General features: G+C 62.7%; 16 protein-coding genes. 6 read left to right on the top strand and 10 right to left on the bottom strand.

Annotation, left to right across the window (positions count from 1 at the left end):
* Window positions 1-735, top strand: a 735-nt coding sequence (locus GIW04_RS18005; protein ID WP_236479093.1) for a hypothetical protein, incomplete at its 5' end; no start/stop codon positions are given.
* Between the two features lie 15 nt (window positions 736-750).
* On the opposite strand, the gene GIW04_RS18000 is transcribed toward GIW04_RS18005, so the two are convergent.
* From GIW04_RS18000 to cbiE, 9 genes are all read right to left on the bottom strand, one after another.
* Window positions 751-2,127: a PepSY-associated TM helix domain-containing protein gene (locus tag GIW04_RS18000; protein ID WP_120247956.1), complete on the bottom strand. Its 1,377-nt coding sequence runs from the start codon at window positions 2,125-2,127 to the stop codon at window positions 751-753.
* A 118-nt stretch (window positions 2,128-2,245) separates the two neighbouring features.
* On the bottom strand, window positions 2,246-4,306 hold the full coding sequence (locus GIW04_RS17995) for a TonB-dependent copper receptor (protein ID WP_034134783.1): 2,061 nt from the start codon (window positions 4,304-4,306) through the stop codon (window positions 2,246-2,248).
* A gap of 93 nt (window positions 4,307-4,399) precedes the next feature.
* Entirely contained in the window at window positions 4,400-4,801 is a 402-nt protein-coding gene (locus GIW04_RS17990; protein ID WP_032900381.1) for a DUF2946 domain-containing protein, read from the bottom strand.
* Window positions 4,802-4,811: 10 nt separating this feature from the next.
* Window positions 4,812-5,294 carry a copper chaperone PCu(A)C gene (locus tag GIW04_RS17985; RefSeq protein ID WP_003188155.1) on the bottom strand — a complete coding sequence of 161 codons (483 nt, stop codon included), beginning with the start codon at window positions 5,292-5,294 and terminating at the stop codon, window positions 4,812-4,814.
* Window positions 5,295-5,341: 47 nt separating this feature from the next.
* Window positions 5,342-5,734 carry a DUF2946 domain-containing protein gene (locus tag GIW04_RS17980; protein WP_120247957.1) on the bottom strand — a complete coding sequence of 131 codons (393 nt, stop codon included), beginning with the start codon at window positions 5,732-5,734 and terminating at the stop codon, window positions 5,342-5,344.
* 96 nt (window positions 5,735-5,830) lie between these two features.
* A complete protein-coding gene (locus GIW04_RS17975) occupies window positions 5,831-6,118 on the bottom strand; it encodes an addiction module antidote protein (RefSeq protein WP_120247958.1) in 288 nt (95 codons plus the stop codon).
* The gene (locus GIW04_RS17970) at window positions 6,111-6,422 is read right to left on the bottom strand and encodes a type II toxin-antitoxin system RelE/ParE family toxin (protein ID WP_120247959.1); all 312 of its coding nucleotides are present in this window, start codon (window positions 6,420-6,422) and stop codon (window positions 6,111-6,113) included. The genes GIW04_RS17975 and GIW04_RS17970 overlap by 8 nt, the downstream gene beginning before the upstream one ends.
* A gap of 510 nt (window positions 6,423-6,932) precedes the next feature.
* A complete protein-coding gene (locus GIW04_RS17965; RefSeq protein ID WP_120247961.1) occupies window positions 6,933-7,652 on the bottom strand; it encodes a cobalt-precorrin-6A reductase in 720 nt (239 codons plus the stop codon).
* Complete coding sequence (cbiE, locus tag GIW04_RS17960) at window positions 7,649-8,854, bottom strand: precorrin-6y C5,15-methyltransferase (decarboxylating) subunit CbiE (protein ID WP_120247962.1); 1,206 nt, start codon at window positions 8,852-8,854, stop codon at window positions 7,649-7,651. Before cbiE ends, GIW04_RS17965 begins: the two co-directional genes overlap by 4 nt.
* 38 nt (window positions 8,855-8,892) lie before the next feature.
* Between cbiE and cobG the strand changes: the two genes are divergently transcribed.
* From cobG to GIW04_RS17935, 5 genes are all read left to right on the top strand, one after another.
* Window positions 8,893-10,239: a precorrin-3B synthase gene (cobG, locus tag GIW04_RS17955; RefSeq protein WP_120247963.1), complete on the top strand. Its 1,347-nt coding sequence runs from the start codon at window positions 8,893-8,895 to the stop codon at window positions 10,237-10,239.
* On the top strand, window positions 10,232-10,858 hold the full coding sequence (locus tag GIW04_RS17950) for a precorrin-8X methylmutase (RefSeq protein ID WP_003188162.1): 627 nt from the start codon (window positions 10,232-10,234) through the stop codon (window positions 10,856-10,858). The genes cobG and GIW04_RS17950 overlap by 8 nt, the downstream gene beginning before the upstream one ends.
* A complete protein-coding gene (locus tag GIW04_RS17945) occupies window positions 10,858-11,589 on the top strand; it encodes a precorrin-2 C(20)-methyltransferase (protein ID WP_032893769.1) in 732 nt (243 codons plus the stop codon). The genes GIW04_RS17950 and GIW04_RS17945 overlap by 1 nt, the downstream gene beginning before the upstream one ends.
* Window positions 11,589-13,226: a precorrin-3B C(17)-methyltransferase gene (gene cobJ, locus GIW04_RS17940; protein ID WP_003188164.1), complete on the top strand. Its 1,638-nt coding sequence runs from the start codon at window positions 11,589-11,591 to the stop codon at window positions 13,224-13,226. Before GIW04_RS17945 ends, cobJ begins: the two co-directional genes overlap by 1 nt.
* Window positions 13,227-13,463: 237 nt before the next feature.
* On the top strand, window positions 13,464-14,243 hold the full coding sequence (locus GIW04_RS17935; RefSeq protein WP_034134791.1) for a hypothetical protein: 780 nt from the start codon (window positions 13,464-13,466) through the stop codon (window positions 14,241-14,243).
* Here the strand turns inward: GIW04_RS17935 and GIW04_RS17930 are convergent.
* Window positions 14,240-14,836: a MarC family protein gene (locus GIW04_RS17930; RefSeq protein WP_003171467.1), complete on the bottom strand. Its 597-nt coding sequence runs from the start codon at window positions 14,834-14,836 to the stop codon at window positions 14,240-14,242. The two genes, GIW04_RS17935 and GIW04_RS17930, sit on opposite strands and share 4 nt — an antisense overlap.
* Between the last annotated feature and the right edge of the window lie 10 nt (window positions 14,837-14,846).

The raw sequence follows: 14,846 nt of genomic DNA, 5'->3' as shown, positions 1-14,846 counted from the left end.
CTGCGGGTGTTGCAGTCCAGTGCAAACTGGCTGGGGGCGGGGGTAGTCGGGGCCCACTGGCAGCCGGGCCGCTCGCGTGCGGTCATTCCTGCGGGTGAGCGCCAGCTGGGATTGGGACCGTTGCACGCTCATCGCGATGATGCCGCGTGGTTCTCCCAGGCGTATGTCGGCGGCTACACGGACCAGCAGTACCTGAGTGCTCTGTTGACGGACCCTATGGGCAGCAGCCATCTTCCCGTATTGCCAATGCTGGACGACGGTTTTCCTTCCTCGCACGCTGAAGGTTTGTTTGATAGCCGCGGGTTGCCGGGCAAATACCGGATCACGGCAGCCCATCTGCTGTTCCACGCAGGCCTTGATCAGCCGGCGGATGTGGCGCAGAACGCTTTTCGTACTCACTTCGTGTCGTGGCGCGAGTTGGCGTATTACGTTCACGAGTTGAAGCGAAAGGGCCTGCCGATCGTCACGTTCTATCTGTCTGCACGGGATGGCGCACTACTCGCCTATGCCCCGCACTGGAGCACTGAGGAATACAACCTGCTTGCCACGCCCGACAAATGGTCGGCCCAGACAGGCTATACCGCGCAGGCTCCGACGCCTTCGCACTTCATCTCCGAACTCGCGCGAATCGGCCAGCTTCGCGTGGTGCGCAGCGGGGATTTCTGGACCGTGCGTGGGGTCCTGGGGGCTCAGTTGAAACTGTCGATCAGTCGTCCCCCCAAGGATGAATTGTGAACACCACTGCCTGCGTCAGGCGGAGCCTGAAGTGGGCTCTCTGTGGCCAAGAACACGCGACAGCACCAGGCGATCCAATGCCCACACGGCGATCAAGGAAGCCCCCACCAACGGGAAGATAATCGCCAGCCCGAGCATGATCGCCATCGCGGTTTTCCATTTGGGCAGGTCGTGGCGTAGCGGCGGTACACCCAGCCCACCCTGGGGCCGACGCTTCCACCAGATCACCACGCCGCTGACCGCGCTGAGCAGAATCATCAGGCAGATCACCAGCACGATCAGTTGGTTGACCCAGCCGAACATCTTGCCTTCGTGCAGCATCACACCCGTCTCGGTGGCGCGTGCGACCAGGTTGTAATGATCCCAACGCACATCGGCCAGGACCTTGCCAGTGTACTGGTCCACGTGCAGGGTGGCGTCGTTGCGCGGGTCGTCGGCGAACACCGCGACGGTGAACACACCGGTGGTGGGGAAGGTGATGCTGTAGCCGGGCTCGACCTTGCGCGCGTTGGCCAGGTCGACCACCTGTTGCAGGCGCACCGTGGGTGCGGCCGGGCCTGCGTGCATTGCGCCGTGATTCATGTGTTCGGCGTGGTCGCCTGACATCGGCATCGGCGTGTTTTCCAAGGCCCAGGGCACGGTTTGCTGGGTGGCCGTGTTGAGCACACGGGCCTGCTGGTCGGACTGCGGCACGTTGTTCCACATCGCTGCCGGGAAGGTGTTCCACAGGTCGGCGTATTGCTTGCCCCAGAAACCGGTCCAGGTCATACCGCTGAGCAGCATCACCAGCAGGAACGCCGCGCCCCAGAAACCGGCGACAGCGTGCAGGTCGCGCCAGAACAAGCGGCCACGGCTACCCAGGCGCGGCCACAACACCCCGGCCGAGGACTTGCCCCGCGGCCACCATAGGTACAGGCCGGACACCACCAGCATCACGCCCCAGCCAGCGGCGAGTTCAATCAGGCGGTCGCCGACGGTGCCGATCATCAGCTCGCCGTGCAGGGCACGGGCGATGGCTTGCAGGTTGTTTTTTGCATCCTGCTCACCGAGGACGGTGCCGCGATACGGGTCGATGAACACTGTCACTTCGTGGGCACCGTTGCGCATCACGAATTGCGCGCTGCGAGTGGCGTCGGCAGGGGGCAGGTATTTACTGATCGCGGCGTGAGGGTAGGCGGCCTGGGCGCGCTGCAGTTGCTCGTCGGCGCTCAGCGCATGTTCGGCGGCGGGCACGGTGAGCAGGTGGCCGTACATCAGCGGGTCGAGCTGGGGTTTGAACAGGTAGATGATGCCGGTGAGGGCCAGCAGCACCATGAAGGGGGCGACGAAGAGGCCGGCGTAGAAATGCCAGCGCCAGGCCAGGTTGTAGAAGGAGATCTTTTGCGTGGTCATCGGGTGCTCCGCACAAGGCTTTTGATTTTTCTTGGTCTGTTACATCGTCATCGCAGGCAAGCCAGCTCCCACAGGGGCCTGTAATCCATCTGTGGGAGCTGGCTTGCCTGCGATGCTTTTAGAAACTCATGTCCACCTTGGTCCAGAGCGTACGCCCCGGCTCCTTGATGGCCTGCGGGTCGTTCGCCGGGTAACCGAAGCCTGCGTTACCGGCCAGGTTCAAGTGCTCGGCATAAGCCTTGCCGAACAAATTGTCGACCCCGGTGCTGACCTTGAAGTTCTTGTTGATGCGGTATGCCGCATTCAACGAGAACACGCCAAAGCCGCCACTTTTGTCGTAGTCCTTGCCAACCACGTTGCCCTTGTTCGAGTCGATGCGGTTTTGTGCAGCAACTAGCCGCCACAAGGCGCCGGCGCTCCAGTCGTCTTCGCTGTAAGTCAGGCCCAGGCGCGTGTCCAGTGGTGGCATTTGTGGCAGGGCCTTGCCGTCGCTGCTGTTCTTGCCCCAGGCATAGGCGAGGCTGGCGTCGGCTTTCCAGTGTTGGCTCAGCTTGTACGCCGCGCCCACTTCGCCGCCCATGATGCGTGCGTCCACATTGCGCGCCTGGGAGGTGGTGCCCATCATGCCGGGCCTGTAGTCGAACAGGATGAAGTCGCGCACCTGGCCGACATAGCCCGAGGCCCAGGCTTCCAGGTCGGCGCTCTTGTACTGGGCGCCGAAGTCGAGCTGGGTGGTTTTCTCCGGTTTCACGCCGTCGAAGGCATTCACCGAGCCGCCCGCGCCGGTGTTGGGGGAAAACAGTTCCCAGTAATCCGGGAAACGTTGCGCGTGGCCCAGGCCGGCATACAGCGTGGTGGGGGTGTCCGCCAGGTCGTGCTCATAACGCACAAAGCCCGAGGGCAATGTATCGGCGCGGGTGTCGCCGGCAGTCGGGTTCGGGCGCGACATCATTCCCGAGCCGGTGCGTTGACGAAAATCCTTCGCCGAGGCGCGGTCCAGGCGTGCGCCGGTGATCAGGCGATCGTTGTCGGCGGCGTACCAGGTCAATTCGCCGAACACTCCGTAGTTGTGGAAATTGGCGTCCTTGTTGCGCGGCAAATCCTTGTAGGTGTCGATGCCCATACTGCTGCGCGCACGGTGTTCATTGGTCTGCGCATCCAGGCCGCTGATCAATTGCACATCCGCCCAGCGCCAGGTCGCCTTGATGCGTGCGCCAAGGGTGCGGCGGTCGACGTTGGACGCCATGGGCCCCGCCATCATGCCGGTGCCCGAAGGGACGCGCAGGCTGTAGTTGTCCATCACATGGTCGGCGTAGTTGTAGTAGACCTGGGCTTCGACCTTATCCAACACCTCGCCGAGATTGGATTTCTCGAAACGCAGCCCCAGGCTTTCGCGCAGGAACTGCGAGCCGTCCATGCCACGCCCGGCGTAGCGCGCCTCGCCGTCGCCACGCCCGGCGGTGAGTTCCAGCAGGGTGTCGGCGTCGGGCGTGAAGCCCACGGCCACGTCACCGTTCCACTTGTCATAGCGCGAGGCGACGGTGTCGTTGTTGCCGTCCTTGTAATCGTCGGCATGGGCCTGGTTGCCGATAACGCGCATGTAGCCCAATGGGCCGCCAGCAGCGGCATCGATGACCTTGTCGAAACGCCCGTTGGAGCCGGCCAATACGCTGGCGTTGACCCGCGTGCCCAACTCGCCGAACTGCTCCGGCTCACGCTCGAACAGGATGGTGCCGGCAGACGCGCCTGGGCCCCATAGCACGGTTTGCGGGCCTTTGATTACGGTGAGCTTGTCGTAGGTTTCCGGCGAGATGTACGAGGTGGGGGCATCCATCCGCCCAGGGCAGGCGCCGAGCATCATGCCGCCGTTGGTGAGGATATTCAGGCGCGAGCCGAACATGCCGCGCAGCACCGGGTCGCCATTGGTGCCGCCGTTGCGCACCAGGGCGAAGCCGGGGATGGTCTTGAGGTAGTCGCCGCCATCGCTGGCGGGCACCGGTTGGCGCGGGTCTTTGGGGTTGGTGACCACGGTCAGCGGTGAGCTGGGGGCGATAGCGGTGATGACCGTGGGGCTCAGCTCATGCTCGCCGGCGTGAGCGTGGGCAGCCAATAGTGCGCCGCATAACGCGGTGAGCAGGGCAGTACTTCCCAAACGGGTGTCAGCAGAAAACCTGGACATGACAAATTCCATCAATCAATCGTAAACAACACGGCCAGCAGCCTACGGCTGTCTGTCTAAAGTCGGCCGGGGTGAAGTAACGCGGTGAAGGGCTTACGAAGCGATGGGCGGCGCACGGCTACGGGCGCCGGGGAAGATGCTCTGCCGGGCATGGCCCAGGCGCGTGGCGGGGGTGAGGGCGTTGGCGGGCGGCGGGGTGCCGAGGGTTACGTAGGAGACGCTGCCGGGCAGGGCCGGGCAACTGAACAGCAGGTCGCAATAGCCGCACTTGGCCCAGAGTGCGTGGTGTTCGGCGGGGGCTTGGGTGTGATGGGGTTCGCCGTGGTCGCTCGGCATCTCCATGGGCATTTCCATGGACATACCGGCGTGATGATCCATCGGCATCGCCTGGGAAATCAGCGGACCGATAAAGATCATCAGCATGGCGAACAGGCTGATCCAACTGCCGCGCTTCACGCGGTAGTGGGGAGACAACCTGGCGCGAGGGGCGCCCATCGAGGTTGGCTTACTGAGCGTGCATATGCTCGTGGCCAGCCATCGGTGGCACTTTCTGCACTGACACTTGCACCTCGACCTTGCCGGCTTTCTCGAAGATGAGGGTCAGCGGGAATTGCTTGCCATCGGCCAGCAGGCTGCGGTCCTTGAGGCCCAGCAACATCACGTGATAGGCCATCGGTGCGAAGGTCAGTTCACCCTTGGCCGGTACGGCCACGTTGGGCACCTGTTGCATCTTCATCAAGTCGCCTTGCATCACATGCTCATGCAGCTCGGCTTTTTCCGCCAGGGGCGTCTCGGCACTGAGCAGGCGATCCGGCGTCTTGCCAGTGTTATGAATCACAAAGTACGCCGCGACGGTGGGCGCATTCGGCGGCAATTCCTGGGACCAGGGATTGCTGACCTCCAAGTCGCCGACCTTGTAGTCCTCGGCATTGGCAGCACTGAACACCGGCAGCAGCAACGCAGCCAGAAGCAGGGAAGATTTGAGCATGGCAGTTCTCCAGAACAGTTCTAAACGCAGTTCACTTGCGAAGAAAATCAGACCGTTGGAGAGGCGCGGGGGTTAAGGCTTGGCCATTGCTGGCGCGGGGTGGGATTGCGCAATAAGCGCGGCGGCAGGCTCTGCACCGCCTCGAAGCGTGTCACATACAACTGCGGCACATGCCCCGGCAACGCCACCAACGGCGCCGAACCCGAGCAACACCAGCAATGCTGCATAGTCGAGTGATCGTCCGGCGGTGCCGGGATTTCCAGCTTGCCCAGGGCAATCGCCTTAAGGCTGGCGCCATTGGACGAACAGAACCCGCCCCACATCAGACGCTTGATCGGGTCATCGGTCTGCTGCATCGCACTGGCCAACGGCATGGCAAACGCATTGAACAGCACTGCAAGGCAGGCGATCCAGGCAATTGCAAAGCGTTGACGGGCCATGGCGGATAATCCGTAGGGTTAAACGATCAGGCGGGTATTTAGCCTGATCGAGGGGGATAAGTAAAAAGGGCGGGTGTGGTTTGGTGTCGCAGTGGTTCAGACGGCTGTGGCGTGGAGCTTGAGGCCTAGAGCCTTCATGACTTTCATGATAGTCGCGAATTCGGGATTGCCCGTGCTGGAAAGGGCTTTGTATAAACTTTCGCGTCCCAGACCGGCATCACGGGCTACTTGGGTCATGCCTTGGGCACGGGCGATGTCGTTGAGAGCTGAGCGAATAAGCAAGCCATCACCCGCATCCTCCTCGAAACAGGCTTCAAGATATTCGGCCATGTCCCCGGGGGTTTTGAGGTGTTCCGCTACATCGAAGTCGGTAAATTCAGTCATCGGTTATTCCTTTTTCAAATCTTTCTGCAATTTGCTTTGCTCGTTGGATGTCTCGTTTCTGCGTTGATTTGTCGCCTCCTATCAACAGCAGATAAATCACCTCTTCTCTACGTATGAAATAAACTCGGTATCCAGGCCCGTAATGAATGCGCATTTCCGATACGCCACTTCCTACTGCTTCACAGTCCCCGAAATTGCCTGATTGTGCGTTTTTCAACCTTGCCAATATGCGTGCCCGGGCAGGTTCACTGCGTAACGCATCAAGCCACTCCCGAAAAGGTTTTGACTTCTTGAAGTGATTCATCTTTGATCGTATTCCATGGGATACATGATGGCAAGTCGCGACGCACTGCAAAAGCAGTGCATCTCCATCGCGGACGATGCTGCAAAACCGCGTGAGGCGACGTTAGGGCGTAGGATTAGGCTCGGCCAGCCAGGTTGTTCGGAAGGATTTGTAAGATGGGTCGCTTTCTCATGGGGGAGATAAGCAACTAGGATTTGCGTAGTTCTTCGTATGATCGTTCCCACGCGGAGCGTGGGAACGATCAACGAATGTTGAGGATCATCGCCATGGGCTGCGTGTCTCAGTAGTCAGCGGGTTCCGGTGCGTCTGTAGGTAACTTCTCGTGAAACCGTTGCGCAGTTGATTGAGCTAGCGCCTTTGCTGGCTGTCTACCTACTACCGTCGTTTTATAACGCAACTCCAAAATGTGGGAGCGGGCTTGCTCGCGAAAGCGGTGTGTCAGTCGCTGGATGTTTTGGCCGACACACTGCCTTCGCGAGCAAGCCCGCTCACACATTGGATAGGTGGTGTTTAGAAAAGGGTGATTGCCTGTAGCAATGCTGGCACTGCTGTGAACTCTCGATCCACCGCAGCCAACACCGGCCGCTTCAATACCAACACCGGCACCCTCCGCTCCCGCGCCACTTCCAGCTTCGGCTCGGTGGCGGTGCTGCCGCTGTTCTTGCTGATCAGCACATCAATCCGCCGTTCTTCGAATAACGCCCGCTCGTCCTCGATGAGGAACGGCCCGCGTGCGCCGATCACTTCACAGCGCTCATTGCCCGGATACACATCCAGCGCGCGCAAGGTCCAGAACTGGTCGGCGGGGATTTCGTCGAGGTGCTGCAAGGGTTCGCGACCCAAGGTGAACAGCGGGCGCTTGAAGGGTTTGAGCGCTTCGACCAGTTCGGCCCAGTCGGCGACCTCGCGCCAATCATCCCCCGGCTGTGGCTGCCAGGCCGGGCGTCGCAATGCCCAGCAAGGCACATCGCTCAATTGCGCCGCTTGGGCCGCGTTTTGGCTGATCTGCGCTGCATACGGATGGGTGGCGTCAAGGATCAGGCTGATACGTTCGTCACGAATAAACTGCGCTAACCCTTCAGCGCCTCCGTAACCCCCGACTCGAACCTGGCAGTTCAGGTCGGTTGGTACGCGGCCCACGCCGGCCAGGCTGTAGATATGTTGCGGCCCTAGGGTGCGGGCGATGGCCAGCGCTTCTGTGACGCCGCCCAGTAAAAGAATCCTTTTCATAACGGTTTGATCACTTCCAGCAACGTGATCGGCAGTGCCTGGCGCCAGGTATCGAACTCGCCCAACGGCTGGGCCTGGGCCACATGGATGCGAGTCAGTTCGCCGCCATGTTGGGCGCGCCAGTTCATCAAGGTCATTTCGCTTTGCAAGGTCACGGCATTGGCAACCAGCCGACCACCAGGGCGCAGCTGTTGCCAGCAGGTGTCGAGCACGCCGTCGCGGGTGACGCCGCCGCCGATAAAGATGGCGTCCGGTGTTTCCAGGCCGGTTAACGCCTCTGGCGCCTTGCCGCGCACCAGTTGCAGGCCGGGCACGCCGAGGGCGTCGCGGTTGTGTTCGATCAGGCCCTGGCGGCCGGTGTCGGCTTCAATCGCCAAGGCGCGACAGCTGGGATGGGTGCGCATCCATTCAATACCGATGGAGCCGCTGCCCGCGCCCACGTCCCATAACAGTTCGCCCGGCATGGGGGCGAGGCGGGCGAGGGTCATGGCGCGCACATCGCGCTTGGTCAGTTGGCCGTCGTGTTGGAAGGCCGAGTCCGGCAAGCCGGCAAGACGCGACAGACGTGGTGCGTCGGCATCTGCCAGGCAGTCGATGGCGACCAGGTTCAAATCGGCAACCGCAGCCTGCTCCCACGCATGCGCGTGCCCGTCGATACGCCGCTCATCCGGGCCGCCCAGGTGTTCAAACACACGGATGCGGCTGGGGCCAAAACCGCGCTCGGCCAGCAGCGCGGCGATCAAGGCGGGGCTGCTGCCGTCATTGCTCAATACCAACAAGCGCACGCCACTGGCCAGGTGCGCGTTGATTGCCGCCAATGGCCGCGCCACTACCGACAATGTCACCACCTCCTGCAACGGCCAGCCCAAGCGCGCCGCTGCCAGGGATACCGACGAGGGCGCGGGCAAAATCGTCAACTCCTCAGCCGCCACTTGCCGGGCCAGGCTGGCGCCGACGCCATAGAACATCGGGTCGCCACTGGCCAATACGCACACAGGCTCTCCACGCCGCGACAACACCGGCTCCAGGGAAAACGGGCTCGGCCACAGTTGGCGCTCGCCACCAATACACAGCGGCAGCAGGTCCAACTGGCGCTGAGCACCTATAATCCGCGTGGCGCGCAACAGGGCATGCCGGGCATTCCTGCCCAGGCCTTTGAAGCCGTCTTCACCGATGCCTACAACCGTCAGCCAGGGCGACATATCAATTCCTTGAACGACATCCGACGGGCAGGCTTTTCATGCCGCCGGACAAAGCAGGCATAATACCGCGCCTTTACCCGTCAACCGGTAGCCCCGTGAACTCAACGCCTGCTGTGAATACCTTGCGCCCCTCGGCTTGTCCGGGGTTGCTGCGTATTGTCCAGGCGTTGGACGGCGGCATTTGCCGGGTCAAATTGGCGGGCGGCGCGATCACTGCCGCCCAGGCCCACGCCGTGGCAGAGGCGGCCCAAGCGTATGCGGGCGGGGTGATCGAGGCGACCAACCGCGCCAACCTGCAGATTCGCGGCATCGGCGCCGAGCAGAAAGCGTTGATCGCCCGGCTGCTGGCGGCGGGCCTGGGCCCCAGCAACGCGGGCGGTGACGATGTGCGCAACCTGATGCTCAGCCCCAGCGCCGGCATCGACCCGCAGATGCTGTTCGACACCCGCCCGTTGGCCGCGCAGATTCTCGCCACCCTGGAGAACCATCCGAGTTTCCATCAACTGTCGGCCAAGTTCGCGGTGCAACTCGACGGCGGCGAAGACCTGGCGATGCTCGAGCATCACCACGACCTGTGGTTGTCGGCATTCGTACGCCATGGCGAAACCCTGCTCGCGTTCGGCCTGGCGGGTTGTCCGGGCCTGGATGCGCCCGTGGCGGCCGTGCCATTGCATCAGGGGCATGGGTTGGTGGTGGCCGTGCTCCAAGCGTTTCTGGACCTCGCCACCCCAGAGCAAACGCGCATGCGCCATTTGCCTGTGGATAACGTGCTGAGCCATTTGCGGGTGCCGTTGCTGCCCGTCGACGGCTTCACACGCCCGCCCAGCGACGCGTCGCTGCAGGTGGGCACTTATCCACAAGTGCAAAAGAATCAGTTCTACGTTGCCGCCCTCGCGCCCTTGGGCCGCCTGGACCCAACGATGCTCAAGGGCGCCGCACAACTGGCCAGTGACTATGGGGACGGCTCCTTGCGCTTCACCCCTTGGCAAGGCGTGCTGGTGCCCAACGTCGAAAAGCCTCACGCCGTGACCGAGCGCCTGGCGCAACTGGGCTTTATCTGCTCCCTCGGCCACCCGCTGGCGCGCATGATTGCCTGCACCGGCTCCAGCGGCTGCGCAAAAGGCCTGGCCGACACCAAGGCCGACGCCGTGCAACTGGCCGCTCTGCAATCGAGCGTTGAGGTGCATCTGTCCGGCTGCCCGCGCTCCTGCGCTGCCGCGCACACCGCGCCCGTCACCTTGCTGGCGGTGAGCCCCGGCTACTACGACCTCTATTTTCGCGAGGCAGCCCAGCCTGGTTTTGGCCGGCTGCACGCGCGCACTCTTTCCATTGAAGCGGCGGGCGCCCTGTTGCGCGCTCGTCCACGGAGCAACACCGATGATTGATTACATCCGCGACGGTCAGGAGATCTATCGCAACTCCTTCGCCATTATTCGCGCGGAAGCCAAGTTGGACCGCATCCCGGCTGATTTGGAAAAACTCGCGGTGCGGGTGATTCATGCGTGCGGCATGGTTGAGGCCATCGACGGCCTGCAATTCTCCGAAGGAGCGGGCAAGGCCGGGCGCGACGCATTGGCCGCTGGCGCGCCGATTCTGTGCGATGCGCGGATGGTGTCCGAAGGCGTGACCCGCGCACGCCTGCCGGCCAATAACCAGGTGATCTGTACCCTACGTGACGACAGCGTGCCGGAGCTGGCGCGCGAGTTGGGCAATACCCGCTCTGCCGCTGCACTGGAACTGTGGCGCCCGCATTTGGAAGGCAGTGTGGTGGTGATCGGCAATGCGCCGACCGCGTTGTTCTATCTGTTGGAAATGCTCGATGCCGGCGCGCCGAAACCGGCGTTGATCCTGGGTTTCCCGGTGGGCTTTGTCGGCGCCGCCGAATCCAAGGCGATGCTCGCCGCTGACAGCCGTGGGGTGCCGTTCGTGATCATGCAAGGCCGCCTGGGCGGCAGCGCCATGGCTGCCGCCGCCGTCAATGCCCTGGCCACGGAGGTCGAATAATGCAGGTGCGCGGACGTTTGATCGGCCTGGGCGTCGGCCCCGGTGACCCCGAACTGATTACCCTCAAAGCCCTGCGCCTGCTGCGTGAATCGCCGGTGGTGGCGTACTTCGTGGCCAAGGGCAAGAAGGGCAACGCCTTCGGCATCATCGAGGACCACCTGGTGCCGCAACAGACCCTGATGCCGCTGGTGTACCCGGTGACCACCGAAGTGCTGCCCGCGCCGCTGTCCTACGAGCAGGTGATCAGCGACTTCTACGACAACGCCAGCCTCGACGTGGCCGCGCACCTGGACGCAGGCCGCGACGTGGCGGTGATCTGCGAAGGGGACCCGTTCTTCTACGGCTCCTACATGTACCTGCATGACCGCCTGGCCGAGCGCTACGACGCCGAGGTGATTCCAGGCGTGTGTTCGATGCTCGGTGGCGCCTCGGTACTCGGTGCGCCGTTGGTGTATCGCAACCAGAGCTTGTCGGTGCTCTCCGGCGTATTGCCCCATGAGGACCTCAAGCGCCGCCTGGCGGATGCCGATGCCGCCGTGATCATGAAGCTGGGGCGCAACTTCCCGAAGGTGCGCCAAGTGTTGGAAGAGTTGGGCCTGGCCGAGCGGGCGTTGTATGTGGAGCGTGCGACCATGGCCAACCAGAAGATCGTGCCGCTGGACCAGGTGGAGCCGATGTCTTCGCCGTATTTCTCACTGATCATCGTGCCCGGTGAACGGTGGCAAGGTTGATGACCCCGGCGATTGTGATTCTGGGCCAGGGCAGCCTGGCGACTGCGCGCAAGCTCCAGCAGGTTTATCCCGGCGCGTTGATCCACGGCCTGGCCACACGGGTTGAAGGTGCAGACCGCACCTACAGCGAATTCGGCGCCACGTTGCGTCAGCTCTATCAGCAGGGCACGCCACTGATTGCCCTGTGCGCCGCGGGTATTGTTATCCGCACCCTGGCGCCGTTGCTGTTGGAAAAGGGCGAGGAACCCGCCGTGCTGGCGGTGGCCGAAGACGGCAGCGCCGTGGTGCCGTTGCTCGGTGGCCTGGGTGGCGTGAACCTGATGGCGCGCGACATTGCAGCGGCACTCGGTGTGTCCGCCGCCATCACTACCAGCGGCGAGCTGCGTTTTGGCACCTGCCTGCTCAACCCGCCGGCGGGCTATCAATTGGCCGATATCGAGTTGGGCAAACGCTTTGTCTCCGACCTTCTGGCCGGCGAAAGCGTGCGTATCGAAGGCACGGCGCCATGGCTGGAGGACGCTAACCTGCCTCAGGATCAACAAGCGCGCCTGGCGATTCATGTAGGCAGTGCCGAACGCACACCGGCAGCCAACGAGTTGCTGATTTACCCGCAGAATGTCTACGTCACCTGCCGGCCGGGTGCGCAGTTGGCCGAGCGTGTGCGCACGGCGCTGCAGGAGGCGGGTGTGGCCGTGCAATCCCTGGCCTGCCTGCTGGCCAGCGACCTGCAGATGGCTGACGCGTCGTTGCATGAAGCTGCGTCGGCCTTGGGCGTACCGCTGCGTTTTGCTGCGCTGACACCCGTTGCGGATATCAGCATTACCGTGGCCGAGCAGCCCTTGGACCTGTCACAGGTGGGGCGCCCGCGCGGGCGTCTGGCGGTGATCGGCCTGGGCCCCGGCGCCGCTGAACTGATGGTGCCGGCGGTGAAGGCGGAACTGGCGCGTTGCACCGATGTGCTGGGGTATGAAACCTACGTGCGCATGGCCGGGCCGTTCCGGGACGATCAAGTGCAACACTGCACTGACAACCGCGAAGAAATGCAGCGCGCTCGCCACGCTTTCGAGTTGGCTGCGCAAGGGCGTTCGGTGGTGGTGGTGTCGTCCGGCGACCCTGGCGTATTCGCCATGGCTGCGGCAGTGATCGAAGCGCTGCACGAGTCCAGTGAGCCGGCCTGGCATCAGGTCGACCTGGAAATCCTGCCGGGGGTTTCCGCTTCGCTGGCCACCGCTGCCCAGGCGGGCGCGCCGCTGGGGCATGACTTCTGTGTGATGTCGCTGTCGGATAACCTCAAGCCCTGGTCGATCATCGAAAAACGCCTGGACCTGGCTTCCCAGGCCGACCTGGCCTTGGCGTTCTACAACCCGATCTCGCGGTCGCGGCCTTGGCAACTGGGGCGCGCCCTGGAGATCGTCGCGCTGCATCGCACGCCACAGACGCCAGTGGTGCTGGGCCGTGACATCGGCCGCCCAGGCCAGACGCTGCGCGTCACCACCTTGGGGCAACTGACCCCCGAGCAGGTGGACATGCGCACCATGGTGCTGATCGGTTCATCCACCACCTGTGTGTTCCCCCGCGCCGGTGGCGGCGAGTGGGTGTACACGCCACGTTGGTATGGCGACAAACCCAACTCCTGAAAACAGCCCCGTTGGCTGCCGGAAAGCTCCGAATAACCCAGGGATTGCTCTGGTGTTGTTCGGGGCTTTTTCTTTTTTCTGCGATGAAAACCAGAAGCCTGCCGCTCGCACCTTGTTATTGCTGGGCGCTGGTTTTGGGCGGGGCAGGCCAAGGGATGTTTGTCGCATGGAAACCCCGCTGCTCCCTGGACTAGTGTGGAAGCAAGCCCCATGTGGGGTGTTTGTGGAGAACAGAAAATGGAGCGACGTCACAGAAGGATCAACAGCAAAAAAAGGCGCAAGTTGATTGCCGCCTACAAGTTACCGGGCGCACCTGCCAGGCAGGCCACGGCAGTGTTGGATAGCGAGGATGATTGCAATGCGGCCGTGGTGAACAACGGCGTGATTTCGTTTGCCGAAGGCTTGTCGGCGTTGAACCGGGAATACGTGCGCAAAAGCTATCTGCTGGCCAGCAGTTATGTGAGCGATGTGCTGAAGGTCCAGCGGGGCAGCGAGGCGTGGTACGAGGAATTTATCAAGGTCATGGTCAGCCTGGGGTGGCTGCCGCTGCGCAGTCGCTTTGAGCGAGTCTCGCGTGCGGGCAAGGGCCTGACGGTGCAACTGGCGGCGCTGAATATCATCGCCTCGATGCTGACGTCGACGGCGCTGTCCGGGCCGTTGCTCAGCGCATTGCCAAAACTGGCCGCCGATGCGCTGGACGCATTGAAGCGTCAGCCAGCGTCTTTCGAGCTGTTCAAGCGCAATTGCGCGGTGCGTGAGGGCGGCGATTTCGGCCTGGCCTCCTGCGCTGAAACAGACGGCGAGTTGATCATGGTGCTGGTGACCTACAGCACCCATGGTGTGGATAAACAGGTGGGCCTGCCGTTCCTGGAGTGGGACAGCTCCTCGTTCGAGGCCTTCAGCGGGCAGACTTGCCTGGTGCTCAATACCTCGATGGTCAACGAGAAAACCATCCAACTGATGCGCGAAAGCGCCGGTGATAAAGTCGAAATGGCGATCGCCAAATACCGGATCTAGGGCACCAGGTAGCCGCGTACCCCGGTAAAAATGATTTGTGCGGCCAGGGCGCAGACGAACAGGCCCATCAACCGGCTGACAATCTGCAAGCCCTGGTCGCCGAGAATGCGTTCGATACGGTTGGACAGGTACAGCACCACGCCCACCGTCAGGCTGGCCAGGGCAATACTGAGGATGGCGGTGAGCTTGTCATCCCAGTGCGGTTGGCTGACCCCCATCACCAGCAAGGCGCCGATGGTGCCGGGGCCGACGGTGAGGGGGATGGTCAGCGGCACGATGGTCACGTCCTGCTGCACATTGTCGGTCTGCACCGCCGACTTGCCCTGGGCCATGCCCAGGGCGGAGATAAACAACACGCTGCCGGCGCCGATGCGGAACGCGTCGACGGTAATGCCGAACACACTGAAAATCACCCGGCCAAACAGGTAGAGCAGCACGCTTGATACCAGGGTGGCCAGTGCGACTTTCCACGCCAGGCGCCGACGCTCCTTGCTGGAATAGCCACGGGTCAGGCTGATAAAGCAGGACAGCACAAAGAACGGGCTGTAGAGCACCAGCATCTTCAGGTACACGCTGAATAACACATGGAGCATGGGGGTGGCT

Origin of the sequence: Pseudomonas sp. PA-4-8C (genome assembly GCF_021606625.1) — a bacterium.
GTDB classification, from domain to species: Bacteria; Pseudomonadota; Gammaproteobacteria; order Pseudomonadales; family Pseudomonadaceae; genus Aquipseudomonas; species Aquipseudomonas lactis.
Note: the sequence above shows the minus strand (reverse complement) of the source record. Positions and strands in the feature narration are given on the sequence as shown.